The sequence below is a fragment of the Sphingomonas taxi genome, from assembly GCF_000764535.1.
GTDB classification, from domain to species: domain Bacteria; phylum Pseudomonadota; class Alphaproteobacteria; order Sphingomonadales; family Sphingomonadaceae; genus Sphingomonas; species Sphingomonas taxi.
In genome coordinates this window covers 1,130,392-1,148,382 of sequence record NZ_CP009571.1, presented here as the reverse complement: position 1 = coordinate 1,148,382, position 17,991 = coordinate 1,130,392, and the positions used below count along the sequence as shown (strand labels likewise).

Here is a 17,991-nt window from a genome sequence, read left to right as displayed (position 1 = left end):
GTGTCGGTCTAGGCGCCGGGCAGCTCGAGAATCCGCTTGGCGATGATGTTGAGCTGGATCTCGCTCGTGCCGCCCTCGATCGAATTGGCCTTGGTGCGCAGCCACGCGCGCGGCATCGCGCCGGTGCGCGAACGCTCGCTCTCCCATTCGAGCGCATCCGAGCCGCCCGAGGCCATCATCAGCTCGTAGCGATCCTTGTTCAGCTCGGTGCCGACATATTTCATCATGCTCGGCTGCGCGGGATGCGCGCGTCCCGCCTTCAGCTCGTCGATGAACCGTTCGGACATCGCCGCGAACGCCTTGGCGCGCACCTCGAACAGCGCGATCTGCGTGCGCAGCACCGGATCGGCGAGCCGCCCGTCATGATCCAGTCCGATCGTCGCGATCGCCCCCTCGACCAACGGATTGCGCCCGCCGCTCGCCAGCCCCATGCCCGAGATCATCTCGCGCTCGTGGCCGAGCAGGTATTTGGCGACGTCCCAGCCCTTGTTCTCGTCGTGGATGCGGTTCGCCTTGGGGACCTTCACATCGTCCATGAAGGTCTCGCAAAAGGGCGAATAGCCGCTGATCAGCAGGATCGGCTTGGTCGAGACGCCCGGCGAGGCCATGTCGAACAGCACGAAGCTGATCCCGCCCTGTTTCGATGCCTTGCTGGTGCGCACCAGACAGAAGATCCAGTCGGCCTTGTCGGCATAGCTGGTCCACACCTTCTGGCCGTTGACGATATAATGATCGCCCGCATCCTCGGCGCTGGCGGCGAGGCCGGCGAGGTCGGAGCCGGCATTGGGTTCGGAATAGCCTTGGCACCAGCGGATCTCGCCGCGGGCGATCTTGGGCAGATGCTCGAGCTTCTGCTCCTCGGTGCCATATTTGAGCAGCGCCGGCCCGAGCATCGAGATACCGAACGAGTTGAGCGGATTGCGCGCGCGGATCGCCGCCATCTCCTCGCGCAGGATCTTGGTCTGCGCCGCCGACAGCCCGCCGCCGCCATAGGCCTTGGGCCAGTCGGGGACGGTCCAGCCGCGCGCGGCCGTCCGGTCGAGCCAGTCCTTCTGCGCCGGCGACGACGGCGCGAAATTGCGCCCGCCCCAGCAGACGTCGGTGTCGGATCGCACCGGCTCGCGCATCTCAGGCGGGCAATTCTCCGCCAGCCAGGCGCGGGTGTCCGAGCGGAAGGTGTCGAGGTCGGTGTCGGTCATGTCATGTCCTCTCCGCCGTTTGTGCTGAGCCTGTCGAAGCACGGTGGGTCGCACTGCCCTTCGACAGGCTCGGGGCAAACGGACTGTTACTTGATGGTGCCGCTCTTCAGGCTCCTGGCGACCGGGAAGCCGTGCTTCTCCAGTCCGGCAACGACCTTCTCGTACCCTTCGGTCTTCGCCCAGAACATCGGCCCGCCGCGATAGACCGGCCAGCCGTAGCCGTAGATCCACACCACATCGACGTCGGACGCGCGCTGCGCCATCCCCTCTTCGAGGATCAGCGCGCCCTCGTTGACCATCGTGTAGAGCGTGCGCTCGATGATCTCCTCGTCGGTGACGTCATGCTGCGGCGTGTCGGTCTTCGCCCGCCATTCGTCGATGATCTCGGCGACGCGGGGAGAGGGGGTGGGGTTCCGCTTCTCGTCGTAATCGTAGAAGCCCGCCTGTTTCTTCTGCCCCCAGCGCCCTTCGGCGGCGAGCGCGTCGCGGATATTCTCGATCCGATTGGGATCGCGGTGCCAGCCGATATCGACGCCGGCGAGGTCGGCCATCTGGAACGGCCCCATCGGCATGCCGAAGGCGACATGGACGCGATCGATCTGCTCCGGCGTCGCGCCTTCGAGCAGCAATTTGTTCGCCTCGACCTGGCGCGGCATCAGCATGCGGTTGCCGATGAAGCCATAGGTAACACCGGCGACCACCGCGACCTTCCTGATCTTCTTGGCGAGGTCCATGACCGTCGCGAGCACGTCGGGCGCGGTCTTCGCGCCGCGCACCACCTCGAGCAGCTTCATGACGTTGGCCGGCGAGAAGAAATGCATGCCGACCACGTCCTGCGGCCGGGCAGTGCAGGCGGCGATCTCGTCGATGTTAAGATAGGAGGTGTTGGAGGCGAGGATCGCGCCGGGCTTGGCGATCGTGTCGAGCCGGGTGAAGATCTCCTGCTTCACCTCCATATTCTCATAGACCGCCTCGATGATGAGGTCGCACTCGCCCAGCGCGTCGAAATCGAGCGTCGGGGTGAGCGCGGCCATCGCCGCCTCGACCTGTTCGTGTTTCATCCGCCCCTTGGCGGCGGTCGCCTCGTAATTCTTGCGGATCGTCGCGGTGCCGAGGTCGAGCGCCTCCTGCTGCATTTCGACGATCGTCACCGGAATGCCGGCCGACAGGAAGTTCATCGAGATGCCGCCACCCATCGTGCCGGCACCGATCACGCCGACGCGGTTGATCGGGCGGCGTACCGTATCGGCAGGAACGTCGTCGATCTTGGCGGCCTGCCGCTCGGCGAAGAAGATATGGCGCTGCGCGGCGGACTGGTTGCCCATCATCAGCCGCATGAATTCCTGCCGTTCGAAGGCGATGCCCTCGGCGAACGGCGCCTCGGTCGCCTTGACGACGCAGGCGATGTTGGCGGCGGGCGCGTCGAAGCCGCGGAAGCGCCGCGCATTTTCCTTCTGGAACGCGGCGACCGCCTCGGGATCGGGCTTCGCCTCGCGCTCCGACGCGCGCGGGATCGGCCGTTTCGCCTTGACCTCCCGCGCAAAGGCGATCGCATCGGCCGCCAGGCTGTCCTCGCCGACGATCCGGTCGATCAGCCCGGCCTCCTGCGCCTTCTTCGCCGGCATCGGGTCGCCCTTGGCGGTCAATTCGAGCGCGACGCGCACGCCCGCGATCCGCGGCAGCCGCTGCGTGCCGCCCGCGCCGGGGAGCAGGCCGAGCTTCACCTCGGGCGTGCCGATCTTGGCCGACGGCACCGCGACGCGATAATGGCAGCCGAGCGCCACTTCGCAGCCGCCGCCGAGCGCGGTGCCGTGGATCGCCGCGATCACCGGCTTGGTCGATGCCTCGATCATGTCGACCACCGTTGGCAGGCCGGGCTCGACCATCGGCTTGCCGAATTCGGTGATGTCGGCGCCGGCGAAGAAGGTGCGGCCCTCGCACCGGATCACCATCGCCTCGACCGTCGCATCGGCGACGCCCTCCTTGATCGCCCCCTCGAGCCCCTGCCGCACCGCCGCGCCGAGCGCGTTGACCGGTGGATTGTCGGATATGATGACGAGCACCTCGCCATGGCGTTCGGTGCGGATCGGTGAAGTCATGGAACGGTCCTTCGCTAATCGTCAGTTGAGCGCGGCGTAGATCATCGTCTTCAGCTCGCGGCGGATCGGATAGAGGCTCGACGGGCTGAACTGCGTCATGAACACCATGTGCAGCCGCTCGACGGGGTCGATGAAGAAGGCGGTCGAGAACATGCCGCCCCAATAATATTCGCCCTTCGACCCCGGGATCATCGTCTTCGCAACGTCCTGCGTCACCGCGAAGCCGAGGCCGAAACCGGTGCCGGCATTCTGCGTCTCGCTGAACAACGAGCGCGACAGGCTGGCGAGATCCTTGCCGCCGGGCAGATGGTTCATCGTCATCAGGTCGAGCGTCTTGCGTCCGACGATGCGCACCCCGTCCAGCGTCCCGCCATTCTCGCACATCCGGCAGAAGCGGTGATAATCGAGCGCGCTCGACACCAGCCCGCCGCCGCCCGACAGCAGCTTCGGGCGCCGGCTCCACGCGCTCGCCTCGCCGCGATCGTAGAGCTGGCGCTGCCGGGCCTCGCCGAGCGTATAGCAATCGGTCAGCCGGTCGATCTTGTCGGCCGGCACCTGGAAGAAGGTGTCGTCCATGCCGAGCGGCGCGAAGATCCGCTCCGCGAAGAAGGCGTCGAGCGTCTGGCCCGACACCCGCTCGATGACCGCGCCAAGCACGTCGGTGGCGACCGAATAGTTCCAGCCCTCACCGGGCGAGAATTCCAGCGGCAATTTGCCCAATGCGGCGACGAAGCCGTCGAGGTCGAGATTGCCGTGCCAGCTTTCGATCCGCCCCTCGCGATAGGCGGCGTCGACGTTCGACCGGTTCTGGAAGCTGTAGGTCAGCCCGGAGGTGTGCCGCAGCAGGTCGAGCATCCGCATCGGCTCCGCGGTCGGCTTCGTCGCGAACGGCACCCCTGCGCCCCCGCCATTGTAGACGCCGAGCTGCTTGAATGCGGGCAGGACGTGATGGACGGGCGTATCCACCGCCACCTTGCCCGCCTCGACCAGCATCATGAACGCGATCGAGGTGATCGGCTTGGTCATCGACGCGATGCGGAACAGCGACCGGTCGTCGATCGGCGCGCCGCCCTCGCGCGCCGCACCCTGATGCGAGAAATGGACGATCTCGCCGTCGCGCGCGATCAGCAGCTGCGCGTGCGGGAGCAGCCCGGTGTCGAGATACCGCGCCTTTAGAAAGGCATCGATCGCGGTGAGGCGGCCGGCATCGAAACCCGTCGCGGAGGCGGTCGCATTGGTCATCCTGTTGCCATACCCCGATTTCTAAACTTTGTCCTCTATTGCCTTGAGCGGGGCCGGAATCAACAGTAACCTTTCGTCGAAACGCAGGTCGCTGCAGGCCTCGCCGACGAAAGGATGCAGTTTTGCCAAGCGCTTCGGTTGTCCCGCTGCCGGCGTCATGGCCGGCGATGTCCATCGCGCAGGCGCATGCGCTGCTGACCGCGCCGGGCGCGAAGTTCGAGATGGAGACGATCGTCCTCCAGGGCGTCGCGACCCGCGTCTGGAAGAACGCGCCGCCGACGCTGCGCGATCTGGTTTCGGCGAGTCGCGCGCACGGCGACCGGCTGTTCGTCGTCTTCGAGGACGAGCGGGTGACGTACGACGCGCATCATCGCGCCGTCGCCGCGCTCGCCGCCGATCTGGTCGCGCGCGGGGTGGGCAAGGGCGACCGCGTCGCGTTGGCGATGCGCAACCTGCCCGAATGGCCGGTCGCCTTCTTCGCCGCGGTTTCGATCGGCGCGATCGTCGTCCCGCTCAACGCCTGGTGGACCGGAGCGGAGCTGGATTACGGCCTGCGCGACTCGGGCGCGACGGCGCTGATCGCCGATGCCGAGCGCCACGACCGGCTGGCGCCTTTCTATGCCGGCTTGCCCGATCTCGCACACGTCCTCGTCGCCCGCGCCGCCGCGGATGTCACCGGCGCGACGCGGCTCGAATCGGTCATCGGGACGCCGGGAGACTGGCCGTCCTTGCCCGATGCGGCGCTCCCTGCGGCGGCGCTGGCCCCCGAGGATGACGCGACGATCTTCTACACCAGCGGCACCACCGGTGCGCCCAAGGGGGCGTTGGGCACGCACCGCAACCTGACCAGCAACATCCTGTCGAGCGGCTTTACCGCCGCGCGTGCCTATCTGCGCCGCGGCGAGGCGCCGCCCGATCCGACGCCGCGCGTCGCGCTCACCGTCATCCCGCTGTTCCACGTCACCGCCTGTTCGGCGGGGATGATGGGGTCGGTGGCGACCGGATCGACGTTGGTCTTCATGCGCAAATGGGATGCGACGCGTGCGCTGGAGATCATCGCGCGCGAGCGGGTCAACCTGACGGGCGGCGTGCCGACCATCGCCTGGCAGCTGCTCGAACACCCCGATCGCGACCGCTACGACCTCTCGTCGCTCGATTCGATCGCTTATGGCGGCGCGCCCTCCGCGCCCGAGCTGGTCCGGCGCATCTACGAGGAATTCGGCGCGCTGCCCGGCAACGGCTGGGGAATGACCGAGACGACCGCGACGGTGACGCAGCATGGCGGCGAGGATTATCTCAACCGTCCCGACAGCGCCGGCGCGGCGGTCGCGGCGGCGGACATCGAGGTGCGCGGCGAGGATGGCGTCACCGTGCTGCCGCCCGATACGATCGGCGAATTGTGGGCGCGCGGGCCGATGATCGCCAAAGGCTATTGGAACAAGCCGGAGGCGACCGCGGCGACCTTCGTCGACGGCTGGGTGCGTACCGGCGATCTGGCGCGAATCGATGCCGAAGGGTTCCTGTTCATCGCCGACCGCGCCAAGGACATCGTCATCCGCGGCGGCGAGAACATCTATTCGATCGAGGTCGAGAACGTCCTCTACGCCCACCCCGCGGTCACCGACGCGGCCTTGGTCGGCATTCCGCACCGGACGCTCGGCGAGGAGCCGGCGGCGGTGGTCCATCTCTGCCCCGGCTGCACCGCGGACGAGGCCGAGTTGCAGGCCTTCGTCCGCGCCCGGCTGGCCGGGTTCAAGGTCCCGGTCGCGATCCGTTTCATGGCCACGCCGCTGCCGCGCAACGCCAATGGCAAGATCCTGAAGAAGGAGCTGAAAGCGCTGTTCGCCGATGCCGGCTGACCAATCGCAAGAACCACGGTGGCGGCGGCCGAAAATGCGCTAGGGTGAAGGGCTATGGCCGACGATCCCGCTTCGATATCCCCCGCTTCCGTCATCACGCCCGAGGAGCAGGTCGCGCTCGGCGCGCCGCTGCTGCCCGGCACGCGCAGCGAGATCGGCCGCATCGCGCAGCGCCGCGACCGTCTGCTCGCCGCGCTGACGCTGATCGCCGGCATCGGCCTGACGCTCGGCATTCCGTTCGCGCTGAAATCGGGGGCGGAATTCTTCATGCCGCTGACCATCGCACTGGTCATCGCGATCGCCTTGGTGCCGGTGCTCGAATGGCTGGAGCGGCGCCGCATCCCGTCGGCGATCGCCGCGCTGTTCTGCGTCCTCGTCTTCCTCATCATCGTCAACGTCGTGATCGCGGCGATCGTCGTCCCCGCGACCGACTTCTTCCAATTGCTCCCCAGCCGGATCAGCCGCATCCAGCACAATCTGTCGCCGCTGCTCGACCTCTATTCGACGCTCGAAAAGTCGGTGAACAAGATGTTCCGGCAGATCGCCTCCACGCCGGTGCGCCAGCCGCAGACCGCCGCGGTCGCGCCGCCCAGCTCGATCCTCGAACTCGCCGCCACCTCGGCGCCGACGGTGATCGTCCAGTTCTTCTTCGGCATCCTGATCGTCTTCTTCTTCCTCTCCGGCTGGACCGGCATGCGCAAGAAGACGATCACCGGCCGTACCAGCTTCGACGGCGCGATGGCGACCGCGCGGGTGATCCAGGACGTCGTCGACGACGTCTCGGCCTATCTCGGCACGATCACGCTCATCAACCTGACGCTGGGCGGCGTCGTCGCCGGCGCGCTGTATTTCATCGGCATGCCGTCGCCGCTGATGTGGGGCGGCATCGTCGCGCTGCTCAACTACATCCCCTATTTCGGGCCGATCATCGCCGCCTTCCTGCTGGCGATCGGCGGGATGATGACCTTCACCGACATCTGGGTGGCGATGCTGCCGCCGGCGGTGATGATCGGCTGCCACTTCCTCGAGGCGAATGCGATCACGCCGCTGATCGTCGGCCACCGTCTGACGATCAGCCCGCTGATGATCCTCGTCTCGATCAGCTTCTGGGGCTGGGTGTGGGGGACGGCGGGGGCGCTGCTCGCGGTGCCGCTGCTCATCATCATCCAGACCGTGCTCGGCGCGGCGGGCAAGCCCGATATCGCCGGCTTCCTGTTCGAACACGGCACCTTGGTGCAGCAGGAACGCGCTCGCCGGAAGCGCGATGAGGGCGGGAACGATCCGGCGCGCGAATAGGCCGTTGACACCCCCCCGCACCTCGCCTAGTTGGCGCGCCTCAACGCTTTCAGCGGGTGTAGCTCAGTTGGTTAGAGCGCCGGCCTGTCACGCCGGAGGTCGCGGGTTCGAGCCCCGTCACTCGCGCCATTCCCTCCTCGGGAACGGGAAAGTCTTCGGAACATGCGGGAGTATGTCGCGTCGCCGGTCGGGCGGACGATCTGCTCCGACCGCGTATCACGCGGGTGTAGCTCAGTTGGTTAGAGCGCCGGCCTGTCACGCCGGAGGTCGCGGGTTCGAGCCCCGTCACTCGCGCCATCCGGTTCACGGATGATGCCCCCCCCGATCCCTATCGCCAGCGTCCGGTTTCCATCCAGAGCAGCAGCGGCTTCATCGGCATGATCCACACGATCCCGGTGACGAGATAGAAGGGCAGTTGCAGCCACCACGGCCAGCCGCCGATGATCCCCGACGCGCTGACCACGATCGCGCACCACAGGCCGATCAGCATCAGGATGAGCAGGACGCCTGCGGGTTTGCGCCAACTGGGGGTCATGGGACGATCCAATCCGATTCGGTAGCGATGGCGTGCAGCGGCACGTCCCACGGGTCGGCTGGGCAGGCGTCGACCTGCTGCACCGACCAGGCGATGCCGATGCGCCAGGCGTCGGGGAGCTGCGTGAAGACGCGGTCGTAATAGCCCGCCCCCTGTCCGAGCCGATGGCCGGCGCGGTCGAAGCCGACCAGCGGCGTCAGGACGATGTCGGGGCGCAATTCGGGGGCGTCGGCCTGGGGCTGGAGCAGGCTATAGAGCCCCGCGACGAGCGGTGTCGCCGCGTCCCATGCGAGGAAGCGCATCGGTGCGCTGCGGCCGGTGACATGGGGCAGCGTGATGCGGCATCCGGCGGCACGGGCGGCGGCGATGAGCGGGGCTGGGTCCGCCTCGCTGCCGAGGGGCATATAGCCGGCGACGACGAGACCCTCGCGCAGCCGCGCACGGAATGCGTCCGCGACGAGGATGGCACGATCGCGCGCGAAGCCATCGCGGACGGCGCGCAATCGGGCGCGAAGGGCGAGCTTGTCGGTCATCGCTCCGGTTCGCTGCGCGCGGGAGGGAAGGGGCGGGTGGCGGGACCGCCGTGGCCGTGTGCCAAAGTATCCGCCGACGCCTGGTAACGTCAGGTGGGGACCATATACTTCGGACCAGGGTCCTAGCAGGGACAGCCCCCTTGGATGATGAATAGCCTCAGGGATAAAGTAAGGCTCGTACCGGGCAGAACCCGCCGCCTCATGATCTAGTGCGTCGCGGGGGTGGTGGCAATGGGTGCGGCCATCTATCCCGCCCCCCTTTCGTCATCCCGGCGCACGCCGGGACCCATGGTCACGATGTCGCTGACGGTTGAGCGCGACCCCTGCCGCCATCGCATCCATGGGTCCCGACTTTCGTCGGGATGACGAAGAGGAGGGGGTAGCGCCCCCAATCACCCCGGATCGCGCTCCAGCGCGTTGGCGAGCGCCTCCAGCCGGTCGGCAATCCGTGCCAGCGCCGGCTCGCTCACCGCCGCGCCCTCGGGCGGGCGCTGCTGGATCTCGTCGAGATTGTCGGCCAGCATCAGCGCGACGAACAGCATCGCCCGCTCGCCGGGAATGTTCGCCGCCGCGCGCAACGCCGTCGGCCAGCGTTCGTGGAGCATCCGCCCGAGCTGTTGCAGCCGCGCCTCCTCGCCGTCGCGGCAGGCGACGGTGAACGGCCGGGTGCCGATGGTCAGCGTGACATTGGCCATCAGGAGGCCGTGCCGCGCGCGATGACGTCGTCCAGCGCCGCCACCGCCTCGGCCATCCGCGCCTTCAGCGCGGCGTGGCGGCGGGCGAGCGCGTCCCCGGCCCGGGCGCGGGAGTCGATGGCGGATTCGATTCGGGCGATCGCGGCATCGATGCGATCGACCGCACTGGGAGTGTCGGGCATGGCAGGCGACGTAGGCGCGGCCGGGGCGAGCGGCAAGCGGGCAAAGCCCGTCCCGCAATCGGACCGGCGCACGCCGCGCGCGGTTGACAGAATGGGCCGCACCCTCGCAAAGGCTGGCGCGCCCAGCGCGGCCCGATGCGTCGCGCAGTTCATGCACACGCGAGGAGAGACCAGATGACGGTGAAGGTTGCGATCAACGGCTTCGGACGCATCGGACGTCTCGTCGCCCGCGCGATCATCGAGCGCAACGCCGGCGACCTCGAACTGGTCGCGATCAACGACCTGGCCGACGCCAAGTCGAACGCCTGGCTGTTCAGCCGCGACAGCGTCCACGGCAAATATCCCGGCACCGTCGTCGCGGAAGGCAACGACCTCGTCATCGATGGCAAGCGCATCCGCGTCACCGCCGAGCGCGATCCCGCGAATCTGCCGCACAAGGAACTGGGCGTCGAGCTGGTGCTCGAATGCACCGGCTTCTTCACCGACAATGTCGCCTGCCAGAAGCATATCGATGCCGGCGCCAAGAAGGTGCTGATCTCGGCGCCCGGCAAGGGCGTCGACCTGACCGTCGTCTACGGCGTCAACCACGACAAGCTGACCGCCGAGCACACGATCGTCTCCAACGCCTCGTGCACGACCAACTGCCTCGCGCCGGTCGCCAAGGTGCTCAACGACGCGATCGGCATCGAACGCGGCCTGATGACCACCGTCCACGCTTATACCAACGACCAGAAGATCCTCGACCAGATCCACCCGGACCTGCGCCGCGCCCGCGCCGCCGCGATGTCGATGATCCCGACCACCACCGGCGCCGCCCGCGCGGTCGGCGAGGTGCTGCCCGAGCTCAAGGGCAAGCTGGACGGGTCGGCGATCCGCGTACCGGTGCCGGACGTCAGCCTGATCGACCTGACCTTCACACCGAAGCGCGACACGACCAAGGACGAGGTCAATGCGATCCTCAAGGCGGCGTCGGAAGACGGCCCGCTCAAGGGCGTGCTGGTCTATTCGGACGAGCCGCTTGTCTCGATCGACCTGATGCATTCGCCGCAGTCGTCGACCGTCGACAGTCTCGAAACCGCGGTGCTCGACGGCAAGCTCGTCCGCGTGGTGAGCTGGTACGACAATGAATGGGGCTTCTCCAACCGCATGGTCGACACCGCGACCGTGATGGCGAGCTTCCTCTAAGCCGATGGCCATGCCGGGCGGCGTGCTGGTCGGGATCGCCCGGCATGCCCGTCCCAAGGGGCCGATGGAGCTGCTGGAGACGGTCGAGGTGACCGTCGACGGCGGGCTCGACGGCGATTGCCGCGGGCGGGTCAAGCCCAACGGCCGCGGCCGGCGTCAGGTGACGCTGATGGAGCGCGGCGACTGGCAGGCGGCGATGGCCGAACTGGGGCAGGCGGTCCCGTGGCAGGAGCGGCGGGCCAATCTGCTGCTCGACGGCATCGACATTCCGCAGGTGCCGGGGATGCGGATCCGCATCGGCACGGTCGAGCTCGAGATCACCGTCGAATGCGATCCCTGCTTCCGCATGGAGGCGGTCGCGCCCGGTCTCGAGGCGGCGCTGACCCCCGACTGGCGGGGCGGCGCCTGTACGCGCGTCAAGGCGGGCGGGCGCATCGCGCTCGGCGATGCGGTGACGGTGATCCAGCCCGGCATCACATAGCCCTCCACCGTTCGCCCTGAGCCTGCGAAGGGCATTGAGACTCACCGTACTTCGACAAGCTCAGTACGAACGGGTCGATAGTTCAAGAGATGAAGGAAGACGATGTGACCAAGGCCTTCAAGACGCTCGACGATATGGGTGAGATCAGCGGCCGGCGCGTGCTCGTCCGCGAGGACCTCAACGTGCCGATGGCGGATGGTGCGGTGACCGACGATACGCGGCTGCGCGCGACGCTGCCGACCGTCACCGAACTCGCCGACCGCGGCGCGATCGTGCTGATCCTCGCGCATTTCGGCCGTCCCAAGGGCGTGCCGAACCCTGAGATGTCGCTGGCGATGCTGACGCGGCCCTACAGCCATGTGCTCGGCCGCGAGGTCCGCTACATCGACTGGGAGGGCGCCGAGGACGCGGTCGCGATGCTCCAGCCCGGCGATATCGCCATCCTCGAAAACACGCGCTTCTTCGGCGGCGAAGAGAAGAACGACCCGCAAGTCATTGAACGCTTTGCGAAACTCGGCGACCTTTACGTCAACGACGCCTTCTCCGCCGCGCATCGGGCGCACGCCTCGACCGAGGGGCTGGCGCATGTCCTGCCCGCCTTCGCCGGCCGCGCGATGGAGGCCGAACTCGTCGCGCTCGAAAAGGCGCTCGGTAACCCCGAACATCCCGTCGCCGCGGTGGTCGGCGGCGCCAAGGTGTCGACCAAGCTCGACGTGCTCAAGCATCTCGTCACCCGCGTCGATCACCTCATCATCGGCGGCGGCATGGCCAACACCTTCCTCGCCGCCCGCGGCGTCAACGTCGGCAAGTCGCTGTGCGAACACGACCTGACCGGCACCGCCGAGGAGATCCTCGAAGCGGCGGACCGCGCCAATTGCACCGTCCACCTGCCGTACGACGTGGTGGTGGCGAAGGAATTCCGCGCCAATCCGCCGGTGCGCACCGTCAACGTCCATGAGGTCGCCGCCGACGAGATGATCCTCGACGTCGGCCCTAGCGCGGTCGAGGCGCTGGGCGACGTGCTCAAGAATTGCCGTACCCTGGTGTGGAACGGCCCGATGGGCGCGTTCGAGACGCCGCCCTTCGACGTCGCCACTGTCAGCCTCGCGCGCACCGCCGCGGCGCTGACCCAGGACGGCAGCCTCGTCTCGGTCGCGGGTGGCGGCGACACCGTCGCCGCGCTCAATCAGGCCGGGGTCGCCGACCGCTTCACCTTCGTCTCGACCGCGGGCGGTGCCTTTCTCGAATGGATGGAAGGCAAGGACCTGCCCGGCGTCGCTGCGCTGATCGGCCGCTGACACTTAGCGAGGCGCCGCTCAGGCGGGCGGCGCCTCGTTCAACAAGGGTGTCAGGATCGTGTTGAGGTCGTCCAGGTCGAAGGCCGCCGCCTTGGCGTAGCGGACGATCCCAGCGCGATCGATGATGTAATTGGTCGGCACCGCCCCGCCGATCAGCGCGTAGCGGCCCTTGACCCGCTTGGTCGGCGTGATCGCCATCGCCGCGAACAGCGGCTTCATCAGCCGCGCCGGCACCGAATCCTCCGTCGCCACCGCGAAGACGCGCAGCCCATGCTGCTTCTGCAGGCGATAATAGCCGTCGAGCAGCGGCAATTCGCGGCGGCACGGCCCGCACCACGTCGCCCAGAAGTTGAGCACGACGACCTGACCGCGCAGATCGGCGAGCCTGACCTTGCCGCCATCGATCAGCGTCAGTTCGAAATCGGGCGCCGGCTGGCCGATCAGTCCGGACCGCGGCGCGGCCTCCGCCGACACGACGGGCGTGGTCGCCAGCGCCAAGGCCGAGGCCAGATGAAGCAGCCGCATGATGATCTTTCCCCCCGGGCGCCGATTGATCACGACATCCCCGGCATCGTCAATATCGCCGACCTAAGCGGTTGATCGCCCGCCACGTCCGGGCTATGTTAAACGCGTTTAACAGGCAGGTGGCATGCTCGGCGTACGACTCGATACCGAATTGGAAGAGCGGCTCGCCGCGGTCGCGCGCACCCAGGGGCGCAGCAAGAGCGATATCGCACGCGAGGCGGTGCGCCGCTACGTCGATCTGCACGACGACGCCTATCGTCGCGAGGCCCGCCGCCAGTCGACCCGCGCCTCCGCCCGCGCCTCGGTCGAGGATGTCGTGTTCTGGCAGGACGGTGCCGCGTGGAGATAGCGCATGGCGCCATCGCGCTGGTCGACGGACCTGACGGCGAAGCGGCGCGGCCCTGCGTCGTCGTCCAGTCCGACCTGTTCAACGCGACGCATGCGACGATCACCGTCTGTCCGCTGACCAACGTCATCGGCGGCGAGGCCCTGTTCCGGGTGGTGATGTCGCCGCGCGAGCACAATGGCCTGACCGCGGAATGCGAGGTGCAGATCGACCGGATCTCCAGCGTCGCGCGCGAGCGGATCACCCGGGTGATCGGTCACGCCAGCCCCACCCGCATGGAGCAGATCGACCAGGCGCTGCGCCGCTGGCTGATGCTCTGACCCTATCCGACCCAAGGAGCCGACCCATGACCACCACCGTCACCCCCGCCGTCAAGGTGATCCTCGACAAATACGAAGCGACCAGCCCCGCGGTGAAGGCGAACCTCGCCCGCATCCTGATGCAGGGCAAATTGGGCGGCACCGGCAAGCTGGTGATCCTGCCCGTCGATCAGGGCTTCGAGCACGGCCCGGCGCGCTCCTTCGCGGTCAACCCGCCCGCCTATGACCCGCATTACCATTACCAGATCGCGATCGACGCCGGCCTGTCGGCCTATGCCGCGCCGCTCGGGCCGCTCGAGGCGGGCGCCGACACCTTCGCCGGGCAGATCCCCACGATCCTCAAGCTCAACAGCTCGAACAGCTGGGCGACCACCATCGATCAGGCGGTGACCGCCAGCGTCTCCGACGCGTTGCGCCTCGGCTGCGCCGCGATCGGCTTCACCATCTATCCGGGCTCGGACGGCATCTTCGAGCAGATGGAGGAGATCCGCGAGCTCAGCGAGGAGGCCAAGTCGGTCGGCATCGCCACCGTGATCTGGAGCTATCCGCGCGGCGGCAAGCTGTCGAAGGACGGCGAGCTGGCACTCGACGTCGGCGCCTATGCCGCGCACATGGCGGCGCTGCTCGGCGCTCACATCATCAAGGTGAAGCTGCCGTCCGCGCATATCGAGCAGGAGGAGGCCAAGCGCGTCTATGAGGGCACCGACTGGTCCAACCAGGCCGACCGCGTCCGCCACGTCGTGCAGGCGAGCTTCGCCGGCCGCCGCATCGTCGTCTTCTCGGGCGGCGCCGCCAAGGGCGCCGACGCGGTCTATCAGGACGCGCGCGACATTCTGGCGGGCGGCGGCAACGGCTCGATCATCGGCCGCAACACCTTCCAGCGCAGCCGCGAGGACGCGCTCGACATGCTCGGCAAGCTGATCGCCATCTACAAGGGCGAGGCGGCCTGATCGCCCATGTGCCGCTCCGGCTTTCGCCGGGGCGGTGATCCATGTAGGGGGCCGGGATGACCGAAGACGATCCGCTTGGCCCCCTCGATCCTGATTTCGCCGCCAACTTCCGGCGCAACGACCGCCGGCCGCCGTGCCAGCTCTATCTGATCTCGCCGCTCGACGTGACGGGCGGTTTCGCCGACCGGCTGGCGCGCGCGCTCGATGCCGGCCCGGTCGCCGCCTTCCAGTTCCGCGTCAAGGACGTCGACCAGCATATCGCCGCCAAGCTCGCCGAGCCGTTGCAGCGAATCTGCGCCGATCATGAGGTCGCGTTCATCGTCAACGACAGTATCGCGCTGGCGAAGCGGCTCGGCGCCGATGGCGTCCATCTTGGCCAGGAGGACGGCGACCCGCGCGAGGCGCGCGACGCGCTCGGGCCGGAGGTGCAGATCGGCGTGACCTGTCACGACAGCCGTCATCTCGCGATGGAAGCCGGTGAGGGCGGCGCGGACTATGTCGCCTTCGGCGCCTTCTATCCGACGACGACCAAGGCGGTCGAACATCACCCCGAACCCTCGATCCTGTCGTGGTGGGCGTCGATGTTCGAGCTGCCCAGCGTCGCGATCGGCGGCATCACGCCGGCCAATGCGCCGGCACTGGTCGCGGCGGGAGCGGACTTTCTTGCCGTATCCGGCGCGGTATGGGGCGGCGACGAGGCGGCCGCGGTGCGGGCGTTCGCCGAGGTGCTGCGCGGCTGACCGGCAGGCGATCGGGATAAAACGCCACCTGCGAAACCACAATTGCTGCGGACCGTTTGATCCACCAGCGTAACGGTTGAAGGGATTGGCGACATGAAGATGGTTCTGGCTACGGCGCTGCTTGCGGGCGCCGCGCTCGCCGCCCCGACGATCGCACAACGGACGGTCGCACAGCCGGTCCCCCAGGCGGTCCCCCAGCCGGCCGCCCCGGCGCTCGATCGCAACATCCTCCATGTGCAGGTGATCCTCGACTCGCTCGGTTTCGGTCCGGGCGTGCTCGACGGCAAGGGCGGCCAGTCGCTCACCGCCGCACTCAAGGGCTTCCAGGAGGCCAAGGGCCTGCCGCGCACCGGCAAGCCCGATGCCGCGACGTTGCAGGCGCTCTACCCGTATCGCGCCAAGCGCCCCACCGCGCGCTTCGTGCTGACCCGCGAGGCGCTCGCCGGGCCGTATTACAACCCGCTGCCCAAGGATTATGGCGAACAGGCCAAGCTGCCGAGCCTCGGCTATGCCACGCCGATGGAAAAGCTGGCGGAGATGTTCCACACCCAGCCGGCGGTGCTGATCGCGCTCAACTCGCCCGACACGCGACTCAAGGTCGGCAATACGATCGTCGTTCCGAACGCCTTGCCCGCCAGCCGCGCCTACGATCCCAAGCTGCCGGACCACTGGCGCCAGACGCTCAACATGCTCAATGTCGACGCCAACCAGCCGGTCGCCGATCATATCGTCGTCGACAAGTCGGAGAAGGTGCTCCGCGTCCTCGACAAGGACGACAAGCTGATCGCGCAGTTCAGCGCCACGATGGGCTCGGAACACGACCCGCTTCCGCTCGGCACTTGGAAGATCTACGGCGCCGACTACAATCCCAAGTTCCACTATAACCCTGCGCTGTTCTGGGACGCCAAGAAAGGCGATCAGAAGGAGATGCTGCCGCCGGGGCCGAACGGTCCGGTCGGCGTCGTCTGGCTCGATCTGTCGAAGGAGCATTATGGCATTCACGGCACGCCGCATCCCGAGCTGATCGGCCGCACCGAAAGCCACGGCTGCATCCGCCTGACCAACTGGGACGTCGCGCGCCTCGCGCAGATGGTGAAGCCGGGGACCAAGGCGGTGTTCCAGGCGTGAGCGGCCGATGCTCCGTCACCCCGGACTTGTTCCGGGGTCCGCTCTGCGGCGTGGAGCGGCGGCACGCGGCGGATACGATTTTCCTGCGAATGGGTGGACCCCGGAACACATCCGGGGTGACGAGGTGGATGAGGCAGGGCGCATGACCCGCCTCGGTTGGATCATCCTCGCCGTCGTCGTCCTGCTCGGCGCCGCCTTCGCGGCGATGACCAGCTTCGGCACCGCCTCGCGCACGACCGCGCCCCACGTCGGCGTAGCGGTCGGCGAACCCTCGGCGCGAGACGACGCGCCGCTCGCCGTCCCCGTCGCCGGCGTCCGCCGCGCGGCGATCGTCGACAGCTGGATGGACCCGCGGGGCGGCGGCAGCCGCGGCCATCACGGCACCGACATTCCCGCCGCCGCCGGCACGCCGGTGATCGCCGCGGCCCCCGGCACTGTCGAGAAGCTGTTCGCATCCAACCTCGGCGGCACCACCGCATATATCCGCTCGCCCGACCGCCGCTGGATCTATTATTATGCGCATCTCGCCGGCTACGCCCCCGGCCTGCACGAGGGGCAGCAGGTCAGGACGGGCCAGCCGATCGGCTATGTCGGCGACACCGGCGATGCGGGCGCGGGCAATTACCACCTCCATTTCGGCCTGCAGCGCATGCAGCCCGGCGAGCGCTGGCATCAGGGCGAGGACGTCAATCCCTTCCCGCTGCTTGCCGGCCGCGCGCGGGGACGGTAAAGGGGCGCCACCGGGCGTGCGCCAGTCGCGCGCCTATCTCGCTCTTTCCAATAGGTTCAGATCCATGAAGATCAGCGGCGTGGACATCCGTCCCGGCAACATCATCGAATATGAGGGCGGCATCTGGCGCGCCGTCAAGATCCAGCACACGCAGCCCGGCAAGGGCGGTGCGTATATGCAGGTCGAGATGAAGAACCTGATCGACGGCCGCAAGAACAACGTCCGCTTCCGCTCCGCCGAGACGGTCGAGCGCGTCCGCCTCGACACCAAGGACTTCCAGTTCCTGTTCCGCGACGGCGATGCGCTGACCTTCATGGACAAGGACAATTACGAGCAGATCACGCTCGACGCCGGCATCCTCGGCGATGCCGCCGCCTTCCTGCAGGACGGCATGGACGTGGTGCTCGAACTCTATGACGAAAAGCCGATCTCGGTCGAGCTGCCGAGCACGATCGAGGCGATGATCGTCGAGGCCGATGCCGTCGTGAAGGGGCAGACCGCCTCGTCGAGCTACAAGCCCGCGATCCTCGACAATGGCGTGCGCGTCATGGTCCCGCCGCATATCGGCGCCGGCACGCGCATCGTCGTCGACGTCTACGAACAGACCTACGTCCGCCGCGCCGACTGACCGATATCCCTCTCCCTGTG

Annotated in this window: 20 protein-coding genes and 2 tRNA genes; 14 read left to right on the top strand and 8 right to left on the bottom strand. The window is 67.8% G+C overall.

Annotated features, from left to right (window positions below; all coding sequences use genetic code 11):
* Positions 1 to 8: 8 nt before the first annotated feature.
* The 3 genes from MC45_RS05170 to MC45_RS05160 form a co-directional block, all read right to left on the bottom strand.
* Complete coding sequence (locus MC45_RS05170; protein ID WP_038660389.1) at positions 9 to 1,199, bottom strand: acyl-CoA dehydrogenase family protein; 1,191 nt, start codon at positions 1,197 to 1,199, stop codon at positions 9 to 11.
* 86 nt (positions 1,200 to 1,285) lie between these two features.
* Positions 1,286 to 3,298, bottom strand: a complete 2,013-nt coding sequence (locus tag MC45_RS05165) for a 3-hydroxyacyl-CoA dehydrogenase NAD-binding domain-containing protein (RefSeq protein WP_038660386.1) — start codon at positions 3,296 to 3,298, stop codon at positions 1,286 to 1,288.
* 21 nt (positions 3,299 to 3,319) lie between these two features.
* The gene (locus tag MC45_RS05160) at positions 3,320 to 4,540 is read right to left on the bottom strand and encodes a serine hydrolase domain-containing protein (RefSeq protein ID WP_038660383.1); all 1,221 of its coding nucleotides are present in this window, start codon (positions 4,538 to 4,540) and stop codon (positions 3,320 to 3,322) included.
* A 167-nt stretch (positions 4,541 to 4,707) separates the two neighbouring features.
* Between MC45_RS05160 and MC45_RS05155 the strand changes: the two genes are divergently transcribed.
* The 4 genes from MC45_RS05155 (at position 4,708) to MC45_RS05140 (ending at position 7,992) form a co-directional block, all read left to right on the top strand.
* Positions 4,708 to 6,399: a class I adenylate-forming enzyme family protein gene (locus MC45_RS05155; protein WP_052075515.1), complete on the top strand. Its 1,692-nt coding sequence runs from the start codon at positions 4,708 to 4,710 to the stop codon at positions 6,397 to 6,399.
* A 54-nt stretch (positions 6,400 to 6,453) separates the two neighbouring features.
* The gene (locus tag MC45_RS05150) at positions 6,454 to 7,695 is read left to right on the top strand and encodes an AI-2E family transporter (protein ID WP_038660377.1); all 1,242 of its coding nucleotides are present in this window, start codon (positions 6,454 to 6,456) and stop codon (positions 7,693 to 7,695) included.
* A 52-nt stretch (positions 7,696 to 7,747) separates the two neighbouring features.
* A tRNA-Asp gene (locus MC45_RS05145) sits at positions 7,748 to 7,824 on the top strand.
* A gap of 91 nt (positions 7,825 to 7,915) precedes the next feature.
* Positions 7,916 to 7,992, top strand: a tRNA-Asp gene (locus tag MC45_RS05140).
* Between the two features lie 31 nt (positions 7,993 to 8,023).
* Here MC45_RS05140 and MC45_RS05135 read toward each other — a convergent pair.
* The 4 genes from MC45_RS05135 to MC45_RS05120 form a co-directional block, all read right to left on the bottom strand.
* Positions 8,024 to 8,230: a DUF2842 domain-containing protein gene (locus tag MC45_RS05135; RefSeq protein WP_038660374.1), complete on the bottom strand. Its 207-nt coding sequence runs from the start codon at positions 8,228 to 8,230 to the stop codon at positions 8,024 to 8,026.
* Complete coding sequence (locus MC45_RS05130; RefSeq protein WP_038660371.1) at positions 8,227 to 8,763, bottom strand: 5-formyltetrahydrofolate cyclo-ligase; 537 nt, start codon at positions 8,761 to 8,763, stop codon at positions 8,227 to 8,229. The genes MC45_RS05135 and MC45_RS05130 overlap by 4 nt, the downstream gene beginning before the upstream one ends.
* A 392-nt stretch (positions 8,764 to 9,155) precedes the next feature.
* Positions 9,156 to 9,458: a cell division protein ZapA gene (locus tag MC45_RS05125; protein WP_038660368.1), complete on the bottom strand. Its 303-nt coding sequence runs from the start codon at positions 9,456 to 9,458 to the stop codon at positions 9,156 to 9,158.
* Positions 9,458 to 9,640, bottom strand: a complete 183-nt coding sequence (locus tag MC45_RS05120) for a hypothetical protein (protein WP_038660364.1) — start codon at positions 9,638 to 9,640, stop codon at positions 9,458 to 9,460. The genes MC45_RS05125 and MC45_RS05120 overlap by 1 nt, the downstream gene beginning before the upstream one ends.
* Positions 9,641 to 9,814: 174 nt before the next feature.
* Between MC45_RS05120 and gap the strand changes: the two genes are divergently transcribed.
* From gap to MC45_RS05105, 3 genes are all read left to right on the top strand, one after another.
* A complete protein-coding gene (gene gap, locus MC45_RS05115; protein ID WP_038660361.1) occupies positions 9,815 to 10,825 on the top strand; it encodes a type I glyceraldehyde-3-phosphate dehydrogenase in 1,011 nt (336 codons plus the stop codon).
* A 4-nt stretch (positions 10,826 to 10,829) separates the two neighbouring features.
* On the top strand, positions 10,830 to 11,306 hold the full coding sequence (locus MC45_RS05110) for an MOSC domain-containing protein (protein WP_425423995.1): 477 nt from the start codon (positions 10,830 to 10,832) through the stop codon (positions 11,304 to 11,306).
* 89 nt (positions 11,307 to 11,395) lie between these two features.
* Positions 11,396 to 12,604: a phosphoglycerate kinase gene (locus tag MC45_RS05105; RefSeq protein WP_038660358.1), complete on the top strand. Its 1,209-nt coding sequence runs from the start codon at positions 11,396 to 11,398 to the stop codon at positions 12,602 to 12,604.
* Between the two features lie 18 nt (positions 12,605 to 12,622).
* Here MC45_RS05105 and MC45_RS05100 read toward each other — a convergent pair whose 3' ends face one another.
* On the bottom strand, positions 12,623 to 13,129 hold the full coding sequence (locus MC45_RS05100) for a TlpA family protein disulfide reductase (RefSeq protein WP_038660355.1): 507 nt from the start codon (positions 13,127 to 13,129) through the stop codon (positions 12,623 to 12,625).
* Positions 13,130 to 13,253: 124 nt separating this feature from the next.
* Here MC45_RS05100 and relB point away from each other — a divergent pair, with 124 nt between their 5' ends.
* The 7 genes from relB to efp all read left to right on the top strand — a co-directional run bounded on the left by relB (position 13,254) and on the right by efp (position 17,971).
* Positions 13,254 to 13,478 carry a type II toxin-antitoxin system RelB family antitoxin gene (relB, locus tag MC45_RS05095; RefSeq protein WP_038660352.1) on the top strand — a complete coding sequence of 75 codons (225 nt, stop codon included), beginning with the start codon at positions 13,254 to 13,256 and terminating at the stop codon, positions 13,476 to 13,478.
* Positions 13,469 to 13,795 (top strand): type II toxin-antitoxin system PemK/MazF family toxin, encoded by a 327-nt coding sequence (locus MC45_RS05090; RefSeq protein ID WP_171009300.1) that lies wholly within the window; start codon positions 13,469 to 13,471, stop codon positions 13,793 to 13,795. The genes relB and MC45_RS05090 overlap by 10 nt, the downstream gene beginning before the upstream one ends.
* A 26-nt stretch (positions 13,796 to 13,821) precedes the next feature.
* Complete coding sequence (locus MC45_RS05085) at positions 13,822 to 14,745, top strand: class I fructose-bisphosphate aldolase (RefSeq protein WP_038660349.1); 924 nt, start codon at positions 13,822 to 13,824, stop codon at positions 14,743 to 14,745.
* 56 nt (positions 14,746 to 14,801) lie between these two features.
* Entirely contained in the window at positions 14,802 to 15,485 is a 684-nt protein-coding gene (gene thiE, locus MC45_RS05080) for a thiamine phosphate synthase (RefSeq protein ID WP_038660346.1), read from the top strand.
* Between the two features lie 93 nt (positions 15,486 to 15,578).
* Positions 15,579 to 16,613, top strand: a complete 1,035-nt coding sequence (locus MC45_RS05075; RefSeq protein WP_038660342.1) for a L,D-transpeptidase family protein — start codon at positions 15,579 to 15,581, stop codon at positions 16,611 to 16,613.
* Positions 16,614 to 16,755: 142 nt separating this feature from the next.
* The gene (locus MC45_RS05070) at positions 16,756 to 17,343 is read left to right on the top strand and encodes a M23 family metallopeptidase (RefSeq protein ID WP_038660337.1); all 588 of its coding nucleotides are present in this window, start codon (positions 16,756 to 16,758) and stop codon (positions 17,341 to 17,343) included.
* 64 nt (positions 17,344 to 17,407) lie between these two features.
* Positions 17,408 to 17,971 carry an elongation factor P gene (efp, locus tag MC45_RS05065; RefSeq protein ID WP_037530700.1) on the top strand — a complete coding sequence of 188 codons (564 nt, stop codon included), beginning with the start codon at positions 17,408 to 17,410 and terminating at the stop codon, positions 17,969 to 17,971.
* Positions 17,972 to 17,991 lie beyond the last annotated feature (20 nt).

Coding starts and splice junctions, on each gene's coding strand:
- gap (WP_038660361.1), top strand. CDS start 9,815: ATGACGGTGAAGGTTGCGATCAACGGCTTCGGACGCATCGGACGTCTC.
- MC45_RS05130 (WP_038660371.1), bottom strand. CDS start 8,763: ATGACCGACAAGCTCGCCCTTCGCGCCCGATTGCGCGCCGTCCGCGAT.
- MC45_RS05110 (WP_425423995.1), top strand. CDS start 10,830: ATGGCCATGCCGGGCGGCGTGCTGGTCGGGATCGCCCGGCATGCCCGT.
- MC45_RS05085 (WP_038660349.1), top strand. CDS start 13,822: ATGACCACCACCGTCACCCCCGCCGTCAAGGTGATCCTCGACAAATAC.
- MC45_RS05155 (WP_052075515.1), top strand. CDS start 4,708: ATGTCCATCGCGCAGGCGCATGCGCTGCTGACCGCGCCGGGCGCGAAG.
- MC45_RS05135 (WP_038660374.1), bottom strand. CDS start 8,230: ATGACCCCCAGTTGGCGCAAACCCGCAGGCGTCCTGCTCATCCTGATG.
- thiE (WP_038660346.1), top strand. CDS start 14,802: ATGACCGAAGACGATCCGCTTGGCCCCCTCGATCCTGATTTCGCCGCC.
- MC45_RS05105 (WP_038660358.1), top strand. CDS start 11,396: ATGAAGGAAGACGATGTGACCAAGGCCTTCAAGACGCTCGACGATATG.
- relB (WP_038660352.1), top strand. CDS start 13,254: ATGCTCGGCGTACGACTCGATACCGAATTGGAAGAGCGGCTCGCCGCG.
- MC45_RS05165 (WP_038660386.1), bottom strand. CDS start 3,298: ATGACTTCACCGATCCGCACCGAACGCCATGGCGAGGTGCTCGTCATC.
- MC45_RS05120 (WP_038660364.1), bottom strand. CDS start 9,640: ATGCCCGACACTCCCAGTGCGGTCGATCGCATCGATGCCGCGATCGCC.
- MC45_RS05100 (WP_038660355.1), bottom strand. CDS start 13,129: ATGCGGCTGCTTCATCTGGCCTCGGCCTTGGCGCTGGCGACCACGCCC.
- MC45_RS05075 (WP_038660342.1), top strand. CDS start 15,579: ATGAAGATGGTTCTGGCTACGGCGCTGCTTGCGGGCGCCGCGCTCGCC.
- efp (WP_037530700.1), top strand. CDS start 17,408: ATGAAGATCAGCGGCGTGGACATCCGTCCCGGCAACATCATCGAATAT.
- MC45_RS05070 (WP_038660337.1), top strand. CDS start 16,756: ATGACCCGCCTCGGTTGGATCATCCTCGCCGTCGTCGTCCTGCTCGGC.
- MC45_RS05170 (WP_038660389.1), bottom strand. CDS start 1,199: ATGACCGACACCGACCTCGACACCTTCCGCTCGGACACCCGCGCCTGG.
- MC45_RS05160 (WP_038660383.1), bottom strand. CDS start 4,540: ATGACCAATGCGACCGCCTCCGCGACGGGTTTCGATGCCGGCCGCCTC.
- MC45_RS05150 (WP_038660377.1), top strand. CDS start 6,454: ATGGCCGACGATCCCGCTTCGATATCCCCCGCTTCCGTCATCACGCCC.
- MC45_RS05125 (WP_038660368.1), bottom strand. CDS start 9,458: ATGGCCAATGTCACGCTGACCATCGGCACCCGGCCGTTCACCGTCGCC.